18 protein-coding genes and 1 tRNA gene are annotated in these 16,866 nt (G+C 64.5%); 9 read left to right on the top strand and 10 right to left on the bottom strand.

The window, feature by feature from the left end:
- Nucleotides 1–96: 96 nt before the first annotated feature.
- Complete coding sequence (locus R2C4_RS17800) at nucleotides 97–699, top strand: alpha-ketoglutarate-dependent dioxygenase AlkB family protein (protein ID WP_141891624.1); 603 nt, start codon at nucleotides 97–99, stop codon at nucleotides 697–699.
- 78 nt (nucleotides 700–777) lie between these two features.
- Here the strand turns inward: R2C4_RS17800 and R2C4_RS17795 are convergent, their stop codons facing one another.
- Both R2C4_RS17795 and R2C4_RS17790 read right to left on the bottom strand, forming a co-directional pair.
- A complete protein-coding gene (locus tag R2C4_RS17795) occupies nucleotides 778–1,281 on the bottom strand; it encodes a COG3650 family protein (RefSeq protein WP_244940750.1) in 504 nt (167 codons plus the stop codon).
- Nucleotides 1,282–1,382: 101 nt separating this feature from the next.
- Nucleotides 1,383–2,204, bottom strand: a complete 822-nt coding sequence (locus R2C4_RS17790) for an ABC transporter permease (protein WP_058287314.1) — start codon at nucleotides 2,202–2,204, stop codon at nucleotides 1,383–1,385.
- A gap of 110 nt (nucleotides 2,205–2,314) precedes the next feature.
- Here R2C4_RS17790 and cysQ point away from each other — a divergent pair, with 110 nt between their 5' ends.
- The 8 genes from cysQ to R2C4_RS17750 all read left to right on the top strand — a co-directional run bounded on the left by cysQ (nucleotide 2,315) and on the right by R2C4_RS17750 (nucleotide 11,381).
- Entirely contained in the window at nucleotides 2,315–3,112 is a 798-nt protein-coding gene (gene cysQ, locus R2C4_RS17785) for a 3'(2'),5'-bisphosphate nucleotidase CysQ (RefSeq protein WP_058287313.1), read from the top strand.
- Nucleotides 3,112–3,912, top strand: a complete 801-nt coding sequence (locus tag R2C4_RS17780; protein WP_141891622.1) for a 3-deoxy-manno-octulosonate cytidylyltransferase — start codon at nucleotides 3,112–3,114, stop codon at nucleotides 3,910–3,912. The genes cysQ and R2C4_RS17780 overlap by 1 nt, the downstream gene beginning before the upstream one ends.
- 182 nt (nucleotides 3,913–4,094) lie before the next feature.
- On the top strand, nucleotides 4,095–4,988 hold the full coding sequence (gene galU / locus R2C4_RS17775; RefSeq protein ID WP_058287311.1) for a UTP--glucose-1-phosphate uridylyltransferase GalU: 894 nt from the start codon (nucleotides 4,095–4,097) through the stop codon (nucleotides 4,986–4,988).
- A 47-nt stretch (nucleotides 4,989–5,035) separates the two neighbouring features.
- The gene (gene galE, locus R2C4_RS17770) at nucleotides 5,036–6,019 is read left to right on the top strand and encodes a UDP-glucose 4-epimerase GalE (protein ID WP_141891621.1); all 984 of its coding nucleotides are present in this window, start codon (nucleotides 5,036–5,038) and stop codon (nucleotides 6,017–6,019) included.
- A 2-nt stretch (nucleotides 6,020–6,021) separates the two neighbouring features.
- On the top strand, nucleotides 6,022–7,062 hold the full coding sequence (locus R2C4_RS17765; protein ID WP_141891620.1) for a glycosyltransferase family 2 protein: 1,041 nt from the start codon (nucleotides 6,022–6,024) through the stop codon (nucleotides 7,060–7,062).
- A gap of 192 nt (nucleotides 7,063–7,254) precedes the next feature.
- Nucleotides 7,255–8,241, top strand: a complete 987-nt coding sequence (locus tag R2C4_RS17760; protein ID WP_058287596.1) for a glycosyltransferase family 2 protein — start codon at nucleotides 7,255–7,257, stop codon at nucleotides 8,239–8,241.
- Complete coding sequence (locus R2C4_RS17755; protein ID WP_141891619.1) at nucleotides 8,238–9,938, top strand: beta-1,6-N-acetylglucosaminyltransferase; 1,701 nt, start codon at nucleotides 8,238–8,240, stop codon at nucleotides 9,936–9,938. The genes R2C4_RS17760 and R2C4_RS17755 overlap by 4 nt, the downstream gene beginning before the upstream one ends.
- 6 nt (nucleotides 9,939–9,944) lie before the next feature.
- The gene (locus R2C4_RS17750; protein ID WP_141891618.1) at nucleotides 9,945–11,381 is read left to right on the top strand and encodes a nodulation protein NodH; all 1,437 of its coding nucleotides are present in this window, start codon (nucleotides 9,945–9,947) and stop codon (nucleotides 11,379–11,381) included.
- 354 nt (nucleotides 11,382–11,735) lie between these two features.
- On the opposite strand, the gene R2C4_RS17745 is transcribed toward R2C4_RS17750, so the two are convergent.
- From R2C4_RS17745 to R2C4_RS17710, 8 genes are all read right to left on the bottom strand, one after another.
- Nucleotides 11,736–12,200: a PTS sugar transporter subunit IIA gene (locus R2C4_RS17745; protein WP_058287306.1), complete on the bottom strand. Its 465-nt coding sequence runs from the start codon at nucleotides 12,198–12,200 to the stop codon at nucleotides 11,736–11,738.
- 52 nt (nucleotides 12,201–12,252) lie between these two features.
- Nucleotides 12,253–12,810 (bottom strand): ribosome hibernation-promoting factor, HPF/YfiA family, encoded by a 558-nt coding sequence (gene hpf, locus R2C4_RS17740; RefSeq protein ID WP_058287305.1) that lies wholly within the window; start codon nucleotides 12,808–12,810, stop codon nucleotides 12,253–12,255.
- A 271-nt stretch (nucleotides 12,811–13,081) separates the two neighbouring features.
- Complete coding sequence (gene lptB, locus R2C4_RS17735) at nucleotides 13,082–13,840, bottom strand: LPS export ABC transporter ATP-binding protein (RefSeq protein ID WP_058287304.1); 759 nt, start codon at nucleotides 13,838–13,840, stop codon at nucleotides 13,082–13,084.
- Nucleotides 13,840–14,352 carry an LptA/OstA family protein gene (locus R2C4_RS17730; protein WP_058287303.1) on the bottom strand — a complete coding sequence of 171 codons (513 nt, stop codon included), beginning with the start codon at nucleotides 14,350–14,352 and terminating at the stop codon, nucleotides 13,840–13,842. Before R2C4_RS17730 ends, lptB begins: the two co-directional genes overlap by 1 nt.
- Nucleotides 14,353–14,355: 3 nt before the next feature.
- A complete protein-coding gene (lptC, locus tag R2C4_RS17725; protein ID WP_058287302.1) occupies nucleotides 14,356–14,955 on the bottom strand; it encodes an LPS export ABC transporter periplasmic protein LptC in 600 nt (199 codons plus the stop codon).
- Between the two features lie 23 nt (nucleotides 14,956–14,978).
- Entirely contained in the window at nucleotides 14,979–15,947 is a 969-nt protein-coding gene (locus R2C4_RS17720; protein WP_058287301.1) for a KpsF/GutQ family sugar-phosphate isomerase, read from the bottom strand.
- Nucleotides 15,944–16,558: a ribonuclease D gene (locus R2C4_RS17715; protein WP_141891617.1), complete on the bottom strand. Its 615-nt coding sequence runs from the start codon at nucleotides 16,556–16,558 to the stop codon at nucleotides 15,944–15,946. The genes R2C4_RS17720 and R2C4_RS17715 overlap by 4 nt, the downstream gene beginning before the upstream one ends.
- 163 nt (nucleotides 16,559–16,721) lie before the next feature.
- Nucleotides 16,722–16,808, bottom strand: a tRNA-Leu gene (locus R2C4_RS17710).
- Nucleotides 16,809–16,866: the final 58 nt, after the last annotated feature.

Below are 16,866 nucleotides of genomic sequence, written 5' to 3'. Positions count from 1 at the left end.
GACGTGAAAACGGCCCTGCAAGCGCTCAGGCGCGCGGCCAAGCGTGAATCAATGCGCTTTTTTGCAGCGGTCTTGGTTAAGGATGGATGAACGGCAATGACCCTGCTGCGCGTGCGCGGATTCGATATCCACAAGGGCTGTCTGGAGCCCGCCCGGCAGGCGGCGCTGATCGAGGCGCTGCGGCCTGTGCTGAAGGCAGCGCCCCTGTTTTCGCCGGTGGTGCCGGGCGGCGGGCAGATGTCGGTGCGGATGACCTCGGCCGGGAAATTCGGCTGGTATTCCGATGCCTCCGGCTACCGCTATGCCGAAGCACACCCGTCGGGGCGGCCCTGGCCCGCGATCCCGGACCCGGTGCTGGAGATCTGGCGGCAGCTGACCGGGCTGGAGCGCGAACCGGAATGCTGCCTGCTGAACTACTACGGCGAGGGCGCCCGGATGGGGCTGCATCAGGACAAGGATGAGGCGGATTTCTCCTATCCCGTGGTTTCCATTTCGCTGGGCGATGACGGGCTGTTCCGGATCGGCAACCGGACCCGCGGAGGCAAGACGGAGTCGGTTTGGCTGAACTCGGGCGATGTGGTGGTGATGGGCGGCGAGGCGCGGCTGATGTATCACGGGGTGGACCGGATCCGGTTCAAATCCTCCCGCCTGCTGCCCAAGGGCGGACGGATTAACCTGACCTTGAGGGTGGTGACGTGAGGCCGGAGGCGGGCGCAAAAGTTTTACGGAAAACTTTTGCCAAGACTTTTGAGTAAAAGTCTTGGGCCGGAACGCCGCTCAGGGCGCCAGCGAGCAGCAGCCGGATTGCAAGTCGGGTGTGTCCAGCTGAAACAGGTCAACCGACAACCCAAAGGTGCGGTCTGACATGCCATCGCTGCAGGCCGAACGGCGGATCACCGCGCCGGCGCCGCCTTCCAGAGGAAGCAGATAATGACCGCCATGGTTTCGCGATGTGAGCACCCGTCCGGCTTTGAGCCGGGTGTGGCCGCCAGGGGTGGCGTAATCCGCCGCACCGTCCTGTGTAATGTTCAGGATCCAAAACGGTTCGGTTCCAAAGCAACTGAATCGGCGCGGCAGTGCCAGACCATCCTCTGTGGACGCCCGTGTCAGGTAGCGCAGGGCAGCCCAGCCTGAGCGCTCGCCGCTGTTCACCAGGCCCCATGTGCCGCTGCCGTCCGCTGCCACGACCTCAACCCCGGCTTGATCCGGCGCCAGGGTGCCAATGATTTCAGCGCTCGCTGAAGGGGCGCTGCGGATGTTCAGCACGTCATCCGCCGCCACGCCGGCGACGCTGTAAAGCGCCGGAAACTCCTGCGCTGCGGCCGGCAGAGCGGCGGCGGCCAGCCAGAGCAAGGCGGCAGCGGCGCACCGTCTCGTCGCCCTCATCGCCGCGCGCTCCAGCTGAGGGAGACGTTGCGGCGGGTGTAGAACTCCCCCATCAGACCGATCACGATCAGCACCAGTGCCACCCAGGCCGCATACTGCCAGGAGCTGAAATGCGGGTTGTAGTTGATGAACACAAAGCCGCGGGACTGGTCGATGCAGTGGAACAGCGGGTTCCAGTCGAACATCGCCAGCATGAAGCTGGGCAGCGTGTTTGCCAGAAACATCTTGCCCGAAGCGATCATGTTAGCCCTCTGGTAGATCATGGTCAGGATGCTGACAAAGCCGGGCGCCCAGGGTTTCAGTACCAGGAATACCAGCCCCACGGACGCGCCCGTGATCCAGGCCAGCAGCACCATGCCGAAAGCCCCCGCCGGATCTTCGATATGCAGGGGGGTGAAGGCAACGTGGTAGACAAACAGGATGATGAACAGCGACAGCACCTGAATATAAAGCGCGCCGATGGCCGCGGACAGAATGGCCACCATCGTGTTCATCGGGGCGTGCTGCATCATCGGGCTGCTGGGCCCTTCGGCGCCCGCAACCGCACTGACGGTTTTGGTGTGCACCATGAACAGAAAAATGCCGGACATCACATACAGCAGGAAATCGCCGCGGATGGCGGAGCCGCGCAGCCCAAGGAGCGCAAACATCACGTAAAAGGCGGCCACAAAGAGCACCGCCTGCATGATGTTCAGGCCAAGCGCGGCAAAGGCGTTGTTATGCTTGGAGCGGACGCTGCGCACGACGGAGTGGAACACGACCTCTGTGAGGGCGACAAAACCGGAGATCCAGGATTGCTGCGTGCGCTGCTGAAACATGAGGCCTGTATTCTCTGCTCGAATCCGATGCGGCTGCTTGCCGTTCTGCTGTCTGCACAGCATAAGAGACGAGAGGCAAATTTTCAATTAAACCCGACAGGGAGGTCCGCGTGACATATGAAGACCTGGTGCCCGTGATCCGCCGCCTGGCCATCGAGGCCGGCGCAAAGATCATGGAGATCTACAACTCCGACGATTTCGGCGTGAAGGTGAAATCCGACGAGAGCCCGGTGACGGAAGCGGATGAAGCCGCGGATGCGCTGATTTCGGCGGGCCTGCGGGCGGCGTTCCCGGACATGATGCTGGTTACCGAGGAGCAGGCGGCTTCGCACAGTGCGCGCGGCGACACCTTCCTGATCGTCGACCCGCTGGACGGCACCAAGGAATTCATCCACCGCCGCGGCGACTTCACCGTCAATATCGCGCTGGTGGAAATGGGTGTGCCGACCCGCGGCGTGGTCTATGCGCCGGCAAAGGAGCGGATGTTCTTTACCCTGGCGGACGGCAGCGCAGTCGAGGAAACAGGCGCGTTCGATCCCGAGACCATCGGGGAAATCCGCCCGATCCGGGTTGCGGACAGCGACAATTCGGCCCTCATGGTGGTGGCCTCGAAATCGCACCGCGATCAGGCAACCGACGATTACATCGGCAAGTACAGCGTCAAGGACATGAAGAGCGCGGGCTCTTCGCTGAAATTCTGCCTGGTGGCCACCGGCGAGGCGGATCTGTATCCGCGTGTCGGCCGCACCATGGAGTGGGACACCGCCGCCGGTCACGCGGTGCTGGCGGGCGCTGGCGGGAAAGTGGTGCGTTTTGACGATCATTCCCCGCTTATTTACGGTAAAGAGGGCTATGCGAACCCGTTCTTCATCGCCTATGCACCGGCCGTGGAATTGAAGAAAGCCTGATGTCTGTCCTGATTGTCATCCCCGCCCGCTACGCCTCGACCCGTTACCCCGGCAAGCCGCTGGTGCCATTGACCGGGGCCACCGGTGAAAAGCGCACCCTGGTGGAGCGCTCCTGGCGGGCGGCCTGTTCGGTGCAGGGCGCGGACCGGGTGGTGGTGGCAACGGATGACGATCGCATCAAGGACGCGGCTGAGGCGTTCGGCGCCGAAGTGGTGATGACCGCGCCGGAGTGCGCCAACGGCACCGAGCGCTGCGCCGAGGCGCATGCGGCGCTGGGCGGCGGCTATGAGATCGTGGTGAACCTGCAGGGCGATGCGCCGCTGACCCCGCATTGGTTTGTCGAGGATCTGGTCGCCGGCCTGCGCGATGCGCCCGGCATGGAGCTGGCGACGCCGGTGCTGCGCTGCAACGGCGAGACGCTGAACAGCCTGCTGGCAGACCGCAAGGCGGGCCGGGTCGGCGGCACCACAGCGGTGTTTGCCGAGGACCGCAGCGCGCTCTATTTCTCCAAAGAGGTGGTGCCTTATTGCGGCAAGGCTTATGGCGCTGGCGAAAACACGCCGGTCTTTCATCACGTCGGCGTCTATGCCTACCGCCCGGATGCCCTGGCAGCGTATTCTGGTTGGCGGGCCGGGCCGCTGGAAAACCTGGAAGGCCTGGAGCAGCTGCGGTTCCTGGAGAACGGGCGCAAGGTGCTGTGTGTTGAGGTGGATGCGCGCGGGCGGGAGTTCTGGGAGCTGAACAACCCTGAGGACGTGCCGCGCCTGGAGGCTATGATGAAGAAAATGGGGCACGAGTGACTGGATCATGGTAATGAGAGACAGTAATGGCACGCGACGGTTGCATACCGGCGGCCGCAGAGGGCAGCAGGCAGCTGCGTTGAAATTCGTTGGAGGCGGCCGGGCGTAATGCGCGCCAGCTTCTCCGCGGCTCGCGCTGGAGACAGCCGCAGGCCCGGTAATTAAAGTACAGTGAGAACGACATGCGTAGAAAAGTAACTAAGGCAATTTTTCCGGTTGCGGGCCTGGGGACACGGTTCCTGCCGGCAACCAAGTCGGTGCCTAAGGAAATCATGACCCTGGTCGACCGGCCGCTGGTGCAATACGCCATCGACGAGGCGCGCGCTGCCGGGATCAAGGAGTTCATCTTTGTCACCTCGCGCGGCAAGGGCGCGCTGGAGGACTATTTCGACCATTCGCCGGTCCTGGAGCAGGAGCTGCGCAGGAAGGGCAAGGACGACCTGCTGGAAATCCTCAAGAGCACAGACATGGAATCCGGTGCCATTGCCTATATCCGCCAGCACAAGGCGCTGGGCCTCGGCCATGCGGTCTGGTGCGCGCGCCGGCTGATCGCCAATGAACCCTTTGCGGTGATCCTGCCGGACGACGTGATCGCGGCGGAAAAGCCCTGTCTGCAGCAGATGGTCGAAGCCTACGAGGAAACCGGCGGCAACATGGTTGCCGCGATGGAGGTTCCGCCGGAGCAGACATCGTCTTATGGTGTGCTCGACGTGAAAGAGGACATGGGCCAGGTGGTTGCCGCCAACGGCATGGTGGAAAAGCCCAAGATGGAAGAGGCGCCGTCGAACCTGGCGGTGATCGGCCGGTACATCCTGGCGCCGTCGGTTCTGAAGAACCTCAACAAGATGAAGCAGGGCGCGGGCGGCGAAATCCAGCTGACCGATGCAATCGCCGAAGACATCGCCAAGGATGTGCCGGTCTACGGCTACCGCTTCCGCGGCCAGCGGTTCGACTGCGGCTCCAAGGCGGGCTTCCTGCAGGCGACCGTCGCCTTTGCGCTGGCGCGCGATGAGCTGCGGGACGACCTGCTGAGCTACATCACCGAAATCGCGCAGGTCGGAAAGGCCGCGCAGTAACCACTCTGGCCGCCCTCCCGGGGGCGGCCCAGCATGGGGCAGAGACAGTGACAAATATCCTTGTGACCGGCGGTGCCGGATACATCGGCTCGCATGCCTGCAAGGCACTAAAGGCGGCGGGCTATACACCTGTAACCTACGACAACCTGGTGACCGGCTGGCAGGATGCGGTCAAGTTCGGCCCCTTCGAGAAGGGCGATCTGAACGACCGCGCCCGGCTGGATGAGGTGTTTGCCAAATACCGGCCGGCCGCGGTGATGCATTTCGCGGCGTTGAGCCAGGTGGGCGAGGCGATGAGCGAGCCGGGCCGCTACTGGGCCAACAACACCGGCGGGTCGCTGAACCTGGTGGAGGCCGCGGTGGCGGCGGGCTGCCTGGACTTCGTGTTCTCTTCGACCTGCGCCACCTATGGCGAGCATGACAATGTGGTGCTGGACGAAAACACCCCGCAGCTGCCGCTGAATGCCTATGGCGCCTCCAAGCGCGCGGTCGAGGATATCCTCAAGGATTTCGGCGCCGCCCACGGGTTGCGGTCGGTGATTTTCCGTTACTTCAACGTGGCGGGTGCCGACCCCGAGGCCGAAGTGGGAGAGTTCCACCGGCCCGAGACCCATCTGGTGCCGCTGGTGCTGGATGCAGTTGCGGGCAAGCGCGATGCGCTGACCATCTTCGGCACCGACTACGACACGCCGGACGGCACCTGCATCCGCGATTACGTGCATGTCTGCGACCTGGTGGACGCGCATGTGCTGGGCCTGAAGTGGCTGGAAGACGGCAAGGGCAGCCAGGTGTTCAACCTGGGCACCGGCAGCGGCTTTTCGGTGCGCGAGGTGATGGACAAGGCGGAAGCCGTGACCGGCCAGAAAGTGCCCTGCAACACTGGCCCGCGCCGGGCTGGCGACTGCACCAAGCTGGTGTCGGGCTCGACCCGCGCGGTGACCGATCTGGGCTGGGAGCCGCGGCGCTCCACCCTGGAAACCATGATCGCCGATGCCTGGAAGTGGCACAAGACGGGTCATTACGAGGCTTGAGCATGACTGGCCCCGCCGCCCCTGATCTGCCGCCGCTGGGCCTGACCGGGGCCTACCGGATGCGGTGGAAGCGGCGGCGGATGCTGTGGCGGGCCTTGCGGGCCCGCCGCGGGATGGCCAAGGCCGCGGACCGCACCGGGCAGATCCCCCAGGAAGGCGTTCTCGTCTTCACTGTTCTGCGCAATGAGATCACCCGGCTGCCCTTTTTCCTTGAGCATTACCGGCGCCTGGGCGCGGTGCATTTCCTGGCCGTGGACAACGCCAGCGATGACGGCAGCGCCGAACTGCTGGCGGACCAGCCGGATGTGTCCCTGTGGCGCGCCGGCGGCAGCTACCGGGACACGCGTTTTGGTCTCGACTGGCTGGGCTGGCTGCTGATCCGGTATGGCCACGGGCGCTGGTGCCTGACGGTCGATACGGATGAGCTGCTGGCCTATTCGGGCATGGAGACGCATTGGCTGGACGCCCTGACGCAGCGGCTGGCGCAGCAGGGGCGCACGGGATTTGGCGCGCTGATGCTGGATCTTTATCCCAAGGGACCGCTGGGCGCGCAGAGCTATGCACCCGGGCAGGACCCGTGCGAGGTGCTGCAGTGGTTTGACGCCGGGCCTTACCGCGCGGTGCGGCAGCAGCCGATGGGCAATCTGTGGGTGCAGGGCGGTGTGCGCCAGCGTGTGTTTTTCCCGGACCAGCCGGAGCGATCGCCGACGCTGAACAAGCTGCCGCTGGTGCGCTGGAACCGGCGCTATGCCTATATCAACTCCACCCATTCGATGCTGCCGCCGCGGATGAATGCGCAATACGGCGGGCCGGGCGGCACAGCGCCGTCAGGGGTGCTGCTGCACACGAAATTCCTGCCGGAAATTGTTTCCAGATCGGCAACGGAAAAACAGCGGCAGCAGCATTTCCACACGCCGCAGCAATTTGACACCTATTACGACCGGATCGCGCAAGCGCCGGATCTGTGGCACCCGGGATCTGTCCGCTACCGCGGTCCGGACCAGCTGGCAGAACTCGGTCTGATGACGCCGCTGTCCTGGTGACCGCCATGTCCGGCGCGGGGTGTTGCAGCCGCGCCGTGCGTCCGCGTAACTGTTTCTAAATCCGTTGTTAATACCATATGCCCGTGACATATTGCGCGGAAACTTGCCGAAGGTGCAGGGCGGCTTCGGCAGGCTGGCGCGCTCCTTGGAAAAGGGTTTGGAGTAAACGTGGGGCTTTGGGATTCTTACCGGATGCGGTTGCGGCGCAAACGGCGGCTGGTCCGCGCCGTGCGCAAGTCCGGTGAGCTGACGTCTGTGCAGGACAATACACGGTCGATCCGCCCAAAGGATATCCTGCTGGTCTGCACCATGCGCAACGAGCAGATCCGGCTGCCCTATTTCCTGCAGTACTACCGCGGACTTGGGATCAACCATTTCCTGTTTGTGGACAATGGCTCCACCGATGGCACGGCGGATTACCTGCGCGGGATGGCGGATGTCTCGCTGTGGCACACCACGGCGAGCTACAAGCGCGCGGGCTTTGGCATCGACTGGATGAACTGTCTCAAGCGCAGATACGCCCATGGGCACTGGGTGCTGGTGGTCGATCCGGATGAGTTCTTTATATACCCGTTCTGCGACACGCGGCCGATCCGGGCGCTGACCGACTGGCTGGACAATTCGGCGATCCGCAGCTTCTCGGCGATGCTGCTGGATGTTTACCCCAAGGGGCGGATCGGTGAGGTGCCGTATCAGGCGGGGCAGAATCCGCTGGAGATTGCCCATTGGTTCGACAGCGGCAATTACACCATCCGCCGCAACCCGGAATACGGCAACCTGTGGATCCAGGGCGGGCCGCGGGCGCGGATGTTCTTTGCCGACCAGCCGGACCGGGCGCCGGCGCTGAACAAGATCCCGCTGGTGAAATGGCACCGCCGCTATGCCTATGCCAGCTCCACCCATGCGCTGCTGCCGCGCGGGCTGAACCAGGTTTATGAGACCGACGGCGGCGAAAAGGCGAGCGGCGCACTGCTGCATACCAAGTTCCTCGACACCTTCACCGCCAAGGCGCAGGAGGAGCTGGAGCGCGGCCAGCATTACGGCGGATCGGTGGAGTACAAGGCCTATGCCGCCAAGCTGACGGAGCAGCCGGAGCTGTGGTGCAAATGGAGCGAGAAATACATCAACTGGCGCCAGCTTGAGATCCTGGGGCTGATGTCCAAGGGGAACTGGGCATGAGCACGGCGGGAGTTGTCATGCTGGTCCACACCGCGCTGGAACGGGCGGCGCAGGTGGTGCGTCACTGGACCGCGGCGGGCTGTCCGGTTGTGCTGCATGTGGACCGCAAGGTCCGGCAGGAAGCGTTTGACCGCTTCCGCCGGTCGCTGGACGGCAACCCGCTGGTGCGGTTTTCCGCCCGCCACCGCTGCGAATGGGGCACTTGGGGTATCGTTGCCGCCTCGCAGGCGGCGTCTGAGGTGATGCTGGCGGAGTTTCCGGATGTGCGCCACGTCTACCTCGCCTCGGGCTCCTGCCTGCCGCTGAGGCCGGTGCAGGAGCTGGTGGGCTACCTTGCCGCGCGCCCGGACACCGATTTCATCGAAAGCGCCACCACCGCGGATGTGCCTTGGATTGTCGGCGGCCTCAGCCATGAACGGTTCACGCTGCGGTTCCCGTTCTCGTGGAAAAAGCACCGCTACCTGTTCGACCGCTATGTGAACCTGCAGCGCAAGCTGCGGTTCAAGCGGCGGATCCCGCCCGGGCTGGTGCCGCATATGGGCAGCCAGTGGTGGTGCCTGACCCGCAAGACCCTGACGGCAATCCTGCAGGACCCGGACCGCCCGGTCTATGACGCCTATTTCCGCAAGGTCTGGATCCCGGACGAAAGCTACTTCCAGACCCTGGCGCGGCGGTATTCCAGCAATATCGAAAGCCGCTCCCTGACGCTGAGCAAGTTCGATTTCCAAGGCAAGCCGCATATCTTCTATGACGACCATCTGCAGCTTTTGCGCCGGTCCGACTGTTTTGTCGCGCGTAAGATCTGGCCGCATGCGGACCGGCTGTATCAGGCGTTCCTGACGGATTCTGCCGGGGCGATGAAACGGACCGAGCCGAACCCCGGCAAGATCGACCGGATCTTTGCCAAGGCGGTGGAACGGCGCACCCGCGGGCGGCCCGGCCTTTACATGCAAAGCCGGTTTCCCGGGCAGGGGTCGGAAAACGGGATCACCTCCAGCCCCTATTCGGTGTTCCAGGGCTTCACGGAGCTGTTCGAGGATTTTGAGCCCTGGCTGGCCAGAACCACTGGCGCCCGGGTGCACGGCCATCTCTTTGCGCCGGAGGGAGCGGAATTCGCGCAAGCGCAGAGCCTGGTCAACGGCTGCCTCAACAGCAATGCCAAAGCGCGCGACTGCAATCCGGAAAGCTTTCTGACCAGCCTGATCTGGAATACCCGCGGCGAGCGCCAGTGCTTTCAGTTCGGTCCGCGCGACAATCAGGCGGTGAACTGGCTGCTGGCGCGCGATACAAATGCGCAGGTCTCGGTCATCAGCGGGGCCTGGGCGGTGCCGCTGTTCAAATCCAGCCGCAGTTTCGCGGAACTGCGGCAGGAGGCGGCGCGGCTGCAGCAGATCGAGGCGGAGCAGCTGAAGATCCTGCGGTCGCAATGGACCAAGGCGCGGGTGCGGATCTGGAGCATGGCAGACTTTGCCGAGGCGCCGATGGAACCGCTGCAGACCGTCCTTGGCGAAACCGGCGCGATCTCCGCCCGCCACCTGAGCGAGGCCCCGAGGATGACGGATCTTGAAGGCTTCGGCCAGTTTTTGCAGACTCTGAAGAACCAGGGGATGCATCCCTATCTGATGGGGGATTTTCCGGCCGGACCGATGCCTGTCAGCCCGTCAACGCCGCAGCGCAAACCCTATCTGGTGCGATAACCGCTTATGTCTGAACCCGCTTTTGATTACTTCGTTGTCTTTGCCGAAATGCGGACCGGGTCCAATTTTCTGGAAACCAATCTGAATGCCTTTGACGGGCTCGCCTGCCATGGCGAGGCGTTCAATCCGCATTTCATCGGCTATCCCGATTCCGCGGATATCCTGGGTGTGACCCAGAGCCTGCGCGAGGCCGATCCGGCGCGGCTGATCCAGGAGATCAGGGCGCAGCCGGGGGTGCTGGGCGGGTTCCGCTACTTCCACGACCATGATCCGCGGGTGCTGGATCAGATGCTGGAGGATCCGCGCTGCGCCAAGATCGTGCTGACGCGCAATCCGCTGGACAGCTACGTGTCCTGGAAGATCGCCCAGGAGACCGGGCAATGGAAGCTGACCAATGTAAAGCGCCGCAAGGAGGCCAAGGCACAGTTCGATGCGGCGGAGTTTGCCGCCCATGCCGAAACGCTGCAGGCCTTTCAGGTGACGCTGCTGAACCGGCTGCAGGCGCTGGGCCAGACCGCGTTTTATGTGGCTTACGAGGACTTGCAAAGCGTCGTGGTGATGAACGGGCTGGCCCGCTGGCTGGGGGTTCCGCAACAGCTGGAGGCGCTGGACGAGAGCCTCAAGCGGCAGAACCCGGCGCCGGTGCTGGACAAAGTGGCCAATCCCGAGGAGATGCAGGCGGCCTTGGCCGGCCTGGACAGGTTCAACCTGACCCGCACCCCGAACTTCGAGCCGCGCCGCGGCCCGGCAGTGCCGGGCTATGTGGCGGGTGCGGCGACGCCGCTCCTGTATCTGCCGCTCAAGGGCGGGCCGGAGGCGGAGGTGGAGCAGTGGATGGCGGATCTGGACCGGGTCGCGCCGCACGGGCTGATCCGGGGTCTGAACCAGAAGCAGTTGCGCCAGTGGAAGCGCGGCAACAAGGGCTTTCGCAGCTTTACCGTGCTGCGGCATCCGGCGGCGCGGGCCCATGCAGTGTTCTGCCGCCGGATCCTGAACGCGGGCGAGGGCAGTTACCGGCAAATCCGCAACACGCTGCGGCGGCAGTTCGGGCTGGCGGTGCCGGAGGCGGGGCCGGGCGAGGGGTACACCCGGGCGCAGCACCGGGAGGCGTTCGCCACGTTCCTGGAGTTCGTGCGGGCCAGCCTGGCGGGCCAGACCTCGGTCCGGCTGGACGCGGAATGGGCCAGTCAGAGCCAGGCGCTGGAGGGGTTCGCCGGCGCCGGGGTGCCGGATCTGCTGATCCGCGAAACGGAGATGGCAGACGACTTGCCGGCCTTGGCGCGGAAACTGGGGCGGATGGAGCCCGGGCCGGTTCCGGCCGCGCTGCCGGAGCAGCCATTTGCGCTGGATGAGATTTACGACGCCGGTCTGGAAGCGCTGATCGCGTCTGTCTACCAGCGCGATTATCTGGCGTTCGGTTTCGGCCCCTGGCGCGCAGACTGACCCGGACGGCTGGAGGCAGGCGGGGCGCTCCCGCGCCCGCAGGATATTGGCTGCGCCAAATACCCTTGGCGGCCTTGGGCCCGGCGCCGCACACAGTTCGGCGCGGCGCTTGGCGCAGGTCTGTGCGGTGACACTCAAGCCGGGCTAAGGGATGCTGCCGCATGGGGCGGGGCCGCAGGCCGTGGCCCATGCCCGGCCCAACGGGAAGAGCGCCGCCGGACGGCGGCCGATGACGGGCGGGAGCGCTTACGCGGCTTAAACTGCCTTGGCCGGAGACTGCGGCGGCGGGGCGGCAACTTCCCGCTGGCCTTCTGGTCAGCCGGCTGACCGGACGCAACACGCGCCGCGCCGGGATCAGGCGGCCTGGACGGACTGGTCCTCGGTCAGGATGGTGTACAGCGTGGCCGGGTCGTGGTTGGCGCGCAGCTTGGTGCAGAAGCTTTGCTCGCGCAGGGTGCGCGACACCAGCGCCAGGGCCTTCAGGTGCTCGACGCCTGCGTCTTCCGGCGCAAACAGGGCAAAGGCGATGTCCACCGGCTGACGGTCGACGGCGCCGAAATCCAGCGGTTTCTCAAGGATCAAAAAGACGCCGCAGACCTCGCTGATGCTGCCCAGCCGGGCGTGCGGCAGGGCGACGCCATGGCCGACACCGGTGGGGCCGAGGCTCTCGCGGTCCAGCAAGGCCTCGACCGTGGGCTGGGCGTCCAGCCCATAGGCTGTCTGAGCAATATCTGCGACTTCCTGGAACAACCGCTTCTTGCTCGAGGCCGCTCCGATTACCCGGACGGCCTCTGGCTTGAGGATGCTGGAAATCTGCATATGTCTGCTCCGTTCCGGCGCCCCCGGCGGGGCGCCGATGCCTTAGATGTGTTTACGGATCAATCCAGCCGATATTGCCGTCTTCGCGGCGGTAGACCACATTCAATCCGTCCTTGCCTTCGTTGCGGAAGACCAGAACCGGGGCGCCTGCCAGCTCCATCTGCATCACCGCTTCCCCGACCGACAGAGACGGAATGCGGGTTTCCATTTCGGCGACGATGATGGGCTGCAGCGTGTCCGGTTCGGAATCCGCTTCCTCAGCCGCGAGGATATACGAGTTGGCGCCCAAATGTTCAACCGGCTCGCTGCGGTCCTTGTGATGGTCCTTCAGGCGGCGCTTGTAGCGGCGCAGCTGTTTTTCCATCTTTTCGCAGCAGGCCTCGAAGGCGGCATAGATCTCCGTTGCATGCGCCTTGGCCTGGGCGCTCAATCCGGTCGACAGATGGACGGTGGCTTCACACACATACTCATGCGCCGAACGGGAAAAGACCACAGCCGCGTCGGTCGGGCGTTCGGCATATTTCTGAACGGCCGACCCCAGTTCGTTCTGCACATGGGTCTGCAGAGCTTCACCGATGTCGATCTGTTTACCGCTGATTTTGTAACGCATGTGATCTCCTTCACAAATTATTGCGGCCGGGCCCGCCGCCAAGGCAATCCTTGGCGCTGTCACATCAGGTCCGGAACCGGGGGGCAGGCCAGCCGTCCGGGTGCATCCATCCGGTCCTTGTCGCCAAGGCTGAGGAGCGGATTGCATCGGACTGCGCGTATGCCATGGGTCAATTCGACGGCAAGACAGCGGGAGAGTCAATGGATATTCCCGAAAAATGAAGCCTGCCTTTCAGGCATATTTCCGGGGTGCCCGCCGCCGGCGCAGCGGCTCAGGAAATGCGGAAATTGTCGCCCAGATAGACCCTGCGGACGTTCTCATTTTCGACCACTTCCTCGGGGCTTCCGGACATCAGCACCTGCCCGTCATGCAGGATATAGGCGCGGTCGACGATCTCCAGCGTTTCGCGCACGTTGTGGTCGGTGATCAGCACGCCGATGCCGCGCTTTTTAAGGTCGCCCACCAGATGGCGGATGTCGCCGACCGAGATCGGGTCCACGCCGGCAAAGGGCTCATCAAGCAGCAGATACTTGGGATCGGCGGCCAGGCAGCGGGCGATTTCGACGCGGCGGCGCTCACCGCCGGACAGCGCCAGCGCGGGCGCGCGGCGCAGATGCTCGATCGAGAAGTCCGACAGCAGCTCTTCCAGCCGCTCGCGGCGCTTGTGCTCATGCTTTTGCGAAATATCCAGCACGGCGGAGATGTTGTCCTCCACCGACAGGCCGCGGAAGATCGACATTTCCTGCGGCAGATAGCCGATGCCCAGGCGCGCGCGGCGGTACATCGGCAGGCCGGTCACGTTCTGGCCGTCGATGCTGACGGTGCCCGCTTCGGGAAACACCAGGCCTGCGATGGCGTAAAAGCTGGTGGTCTTGCCGGAGCCGTTGGGCCCCAGCAGCGCCACCACCTCGCCGCGGTTCAGCGACATCGAGACATCCCGGATCACCACCCGCTTGCGGTAGGATTTGCGCAGCCGCTCGATGCGCAGCCCGGAGGAGCCTTCGGTCACGGTCAGGTCGGGTTTCGCCATCAGTTGCTGCCGCCGTTGGGGTTCAGGATGGTCTTCACCCGGCCGGCCATCTTGGCGGTGCCCGAGGTCAGGTTCACCTCCAGCCGGTTCGACGCCAGGGTGCCGCCTTCCTGATTGAGCAGCACATTGCCGGTCATCACGATGGTGCCATTGTCGATGGTGTATTCTGCGCGCTCCGCCTCGGCGGCGTCAGGGCCGCTGACCAGCACCACGTTGCCGGCCGCCTCCAGCCGTTCGATACCTGCCTTGGCGCCGCTGTCGTCCGCGGTTTTGTAGATCACCAGGACGGTGTCCGCGGACAGCCGCATGATGCCCTGCACAATCAGAACATTGCCGGTGAATTCGGCGGATCCGTCAGCCTGGTTAACCGCCAGATTGTCGGCGGTGACTTCGACGGGCTGGCTGGGGTCGGCCTTGACGGCGCCAAAGGCGACGGAAGCCGTTTGCGCTGCCGCGAGGCCGGGAAATACCGCCAGCGGCAGGCAGAAGATCAGGGTGCGCAAATAGGACACAGGTTATCTTTCCGGTTGCTGGGGGTCATATAGCAGCTTCACGCCGTTTTTGAACAGCATATGGACCGGGCCGCCTTCGGTTTTAACGCCAATGTGCATATTTCCCGCAGTCAGCTCGCCGATGGCGCCGGTGGCGCGGACCGGTCCGGGGCTGTCGGCCTCCAGCCCGCTGAGCGCGGTGTTCAACTCTTCGGTTTCGACCACAAGCCCGTCGGCAGTGGTGATTGTCACATTGCCGGCAAACCGTGCCATGTCCTGGTCCGGGTGAATGGCGCCGGTTTCGGAGGCCAGCGTGATCCGGCCGCCCTGGGCAAGCTGGATGTCGGCGGACAGATCGCTGGCAACCGCCGGTGCGCCGTCGCGGCCGGGACGCGCCAGCGAGGCGGTGACCATGATCTCATCCCCGCCCGCAGTGGTGCCGGAAAAGAACGGGGCGGTCACCTGCTGTCCTTTCATCCGGTCCTCGATCTCTTTCTGCGCAAAGGGGATCACCGCATCGGTGTTCACGCCCCGCGAGATCAGGAACAGGGTCGACATCAGAACCAGGGCCGCCAGCGGCAGCAGCACCTTGAGATAGGCAACGGCTCTGGAATGACTGTCCATCGTCAGCTCCCCCCGGCGCCCGGTCAGCCCAGGCCTGCGCGCAGGCAGTCATGGATGTGCAGCAAACCCTCAGCCTTCTGCCCGTTGTCCGGGTCGACCACAAACAGGCAGGTGATCTTGCGCTGGTTCATCACCGCGACGGCCTCCTGCGCCATGGCGCCGGGGGCGATGGTGGCGGGGCTTGCGGTCATCACTTCCGCCGCGGTCTTGTTCAGCAGCCCGTCCATGTGGCGGCGCAGGTCGCCGTCGGTGATGATGCCGGCCAGCGAGCCGTCGGCGGCGGCAACGCCCGCGACGCCAAAGCCCTTCTGGCTGATTTCGATCAGCGCATCGGCCATCGGGGTGTCCCCGCTGACCAGCGGCAGGGCGTCGCCCGCGTGCATAAGGTCGCGCACCTTGCTCAGCTGCGCGCCCAGCTTGCCGCCCGGATGGAAGTCGCGGAAGTTCTCGGGGCGGAAATCGCGGTGCTTCATCAGCGCGATCGCCAGCGCATCACCCATCGCCAGCGTCAGCGTGGTGGAGATCGAGGGCACCATCCCGAACCCGCAGGCCTCGCCCAGCGAGGGGATCTGCAGATGCACGTCGGCCTGTTTCATCAGGGTGCTGTCCATCTTGCTGGACAGCCCGATCAGCGGGATCGAAAAGCGGCGGGTGAAGGCCAGCAGGTTGGCCAGCTCCGGCGCCTCGCCGGAGTTGGAGATCGCCAGCACCACATCGCCTTCGGACAGCATGCCCAGATCGCCATGGCTGGCCTCGGCCGGATGCACGAAATAGGCGGGGGTCCCGGTGGACGCCAGTGTCGCGGCAATCTTGTGGCCGATATGGCCGGATTTGCCGATGCCGCTGACGATGATGCGGCCCTTGGCTTGCAAGATCAGCTGCACCGCTTCGGCAAAGCGCTCGTCCAGGCTTTCGGCCAGGGCATTCAGCGCCTGCGCCTCATCGGTGATCACCTGCCGCGCGGTCACTAGGAATTTTTCTGTATCGGTCATGAGTGGGCAAAGATGTCAATTTCGGGCCAGCCGGCCAGGTCCAGCTTGGCGCGCATGGGAAGGAAATCGAAGCAGGCCTGGGCCATCTCTGTGCGGCCCTCGCGGGCCAGCCGCTTGTCCAGCGCGTCGCGCAGCTTGTGCAGGTGCAGCACGTCGGAGGCCGCGTAGTCAAGCTGCGCCTCGGTCAGCTCCTCCGCGCCCCAGTCGCTCATCTGCTGCTGCTTGGAGATGTCGATGCCCAAAAGTTCCTGGGTCAGGTTCTTCAGCCCGTGCCGGTCGGTGTAGGTGCGCACCAGGCGGCTGGCGATCTTGGTGCAATAGACCGGCGCGGCCAGGGCGCCGAAGGCATGATACATGGCGGCGATGTCGAACCGGCCGAAATGGAACAGCTTCAGCACATTGGGGTCTTCCAGCATACGGCACAGGTTGGGCGCTGCGGTCTGGCCCTTTTCCACCTGCACGATATGCGCGTTGCCGTCACCGCCGGACATCTGAATCACGCAAAGCCGGTCGCGGTGCGGGTTCAGGCCCATGGTCTCGCAGTCGATGGCGACAACGGGGCCGAGGTCCAGCCCGTCGGGCAGGTCGTTTCTGTACAGGTGGTTGGCCACTGGAATTCCCTTTTGATGATCATCGCGCCGGCAGGGGCTGGAGAGGAGATAGGCGCTTTGGCCTTCAAACTCAACTGCGCGGGGCCACGCTGGTTTACGCGGGGCACACATGCGGTGCCTCCGGTCAGCCGGGCGCGGTGATGATTCAATATGTGCAGGGGGATGGTGCCCAGGAGAGGACTCGAACCTCCACGTCCATACGGACACTAGCACCTGAAGCTAGCGCGTCTACCAATTCCGCCACCTGGGCAGGTGTCGTGGAACCGGCGTATAAGCGGAGTCGCAAGGGGCGTCAAACGGAAAATGTG

Origin of the sequence: Leisingera aquaemixtae (assembly GCF_006740765.1) — a bacterium.
GTDB lineage: Bacteria > Pseudomonadota > Alphaproteobacteria > Rhodobacterales > Rhodobacteraceae > Leisingera > Leisingera aquaemixtae.
Note: the sequence above shows the minus strand (reverse complement) of the source record. Positions and strands in the feature narration are given on the sequence as shown.

Excerpts from the sequence above, each read along its gene's own strand:
- R2C4_RS17800 (WP_141891624.1), top strand. The coding sequence starts at position 97 with ATGACCCTGCTGCGCGTGCGCGGATTCGATATCCACAAGGGCTGTCTG.
- R2C4_RS17790 (WP_058287314.1), bottom strand. The coding sequence starts at position 2,204 with ATGTTTCAGCAGCGCACGCAGCAATCCTGGATCTCCGGTTTTGTCGCC.
- R2C4_RS17780 (WP_141891622.1), top strand. The coding sequence starts at position 3,112 with ATGTCTGTCCTGATTGTCATCCCCGCCCGCTACGCCTCGACCCGTTAC.
- galU (WP_058287311.1), top strand. The coding sequence starts at position 4,095 with ATGCGTAGAAAAGTAACTAAGGCAATTTTTCCGGTTGCGGGCCTGGGG.
- R2C4_RS17765 (WP_141891620.1), top strand. The coding sequence starts at position 6,022 with ATGACTGGCCCCGCCGCCCCTGATCTGCCGCCGCTGGGCCTGACCGGG.
- R2C4_RS17760 (WP_058287596.1), top strand. The coding sequence starts at position 7,255 with ATGCGGTTGCGGCGCAAACGGCGGCTGGTCCGCGCCGTGCGCAAGTCC.
- R2C4_RS17755 (WP_141891619.1), top strand. The coding sequence starts at position 8,238 with ATGAGCACGGCGGGAGTTGTCATGCTGGTCCACACCGCGCTGGAACGG.
- R2C4_RS17750 (WP_141891618.1), top strand. The coding sequence starts at position 9,945 with ATGTCTGAACCCGCTTTTGATTACTTCGTTGTCTTTGCCGAAATGCGG.
- R2C4_RS17745 (WP_058287306.1), bottom strand. The coding sequence starts at position 12,200 with ATGCAGATTTCCAGCATCCTCAAGCCAGAGGCCGTCCGGGTAATCGGA.
- hpf (WP_058287305.1), bottom strand. The coding sequence starts at position 12,810 with ATGCGTTACAAAATCAGCGGTAAACAGATCGACATCGGTGAAGCTCTG.
- lptB (WP_058287304.1), bottom strand. The coding sequence starts at position 13,840 with ATGGCGAAACCCGACCTGACCGTGACCGAAGGCTCCTCCGGGCTGCGC.
- lptC (WP_058287302.1), bottom strand. The coding sequence starts at position 14,955 with ATGGACAGTCATTCCAGAGCCGTTGCCTATCTCAAGGTGCTGCTGCCG.
- R2C4_RS17720 (WP_058287301.1), bottom strand. The coding sequence starts at position 15,947 with ATGACCGATACAGAAAAATTCCTAGTGACCGCGCGGCAGGTGATCACC.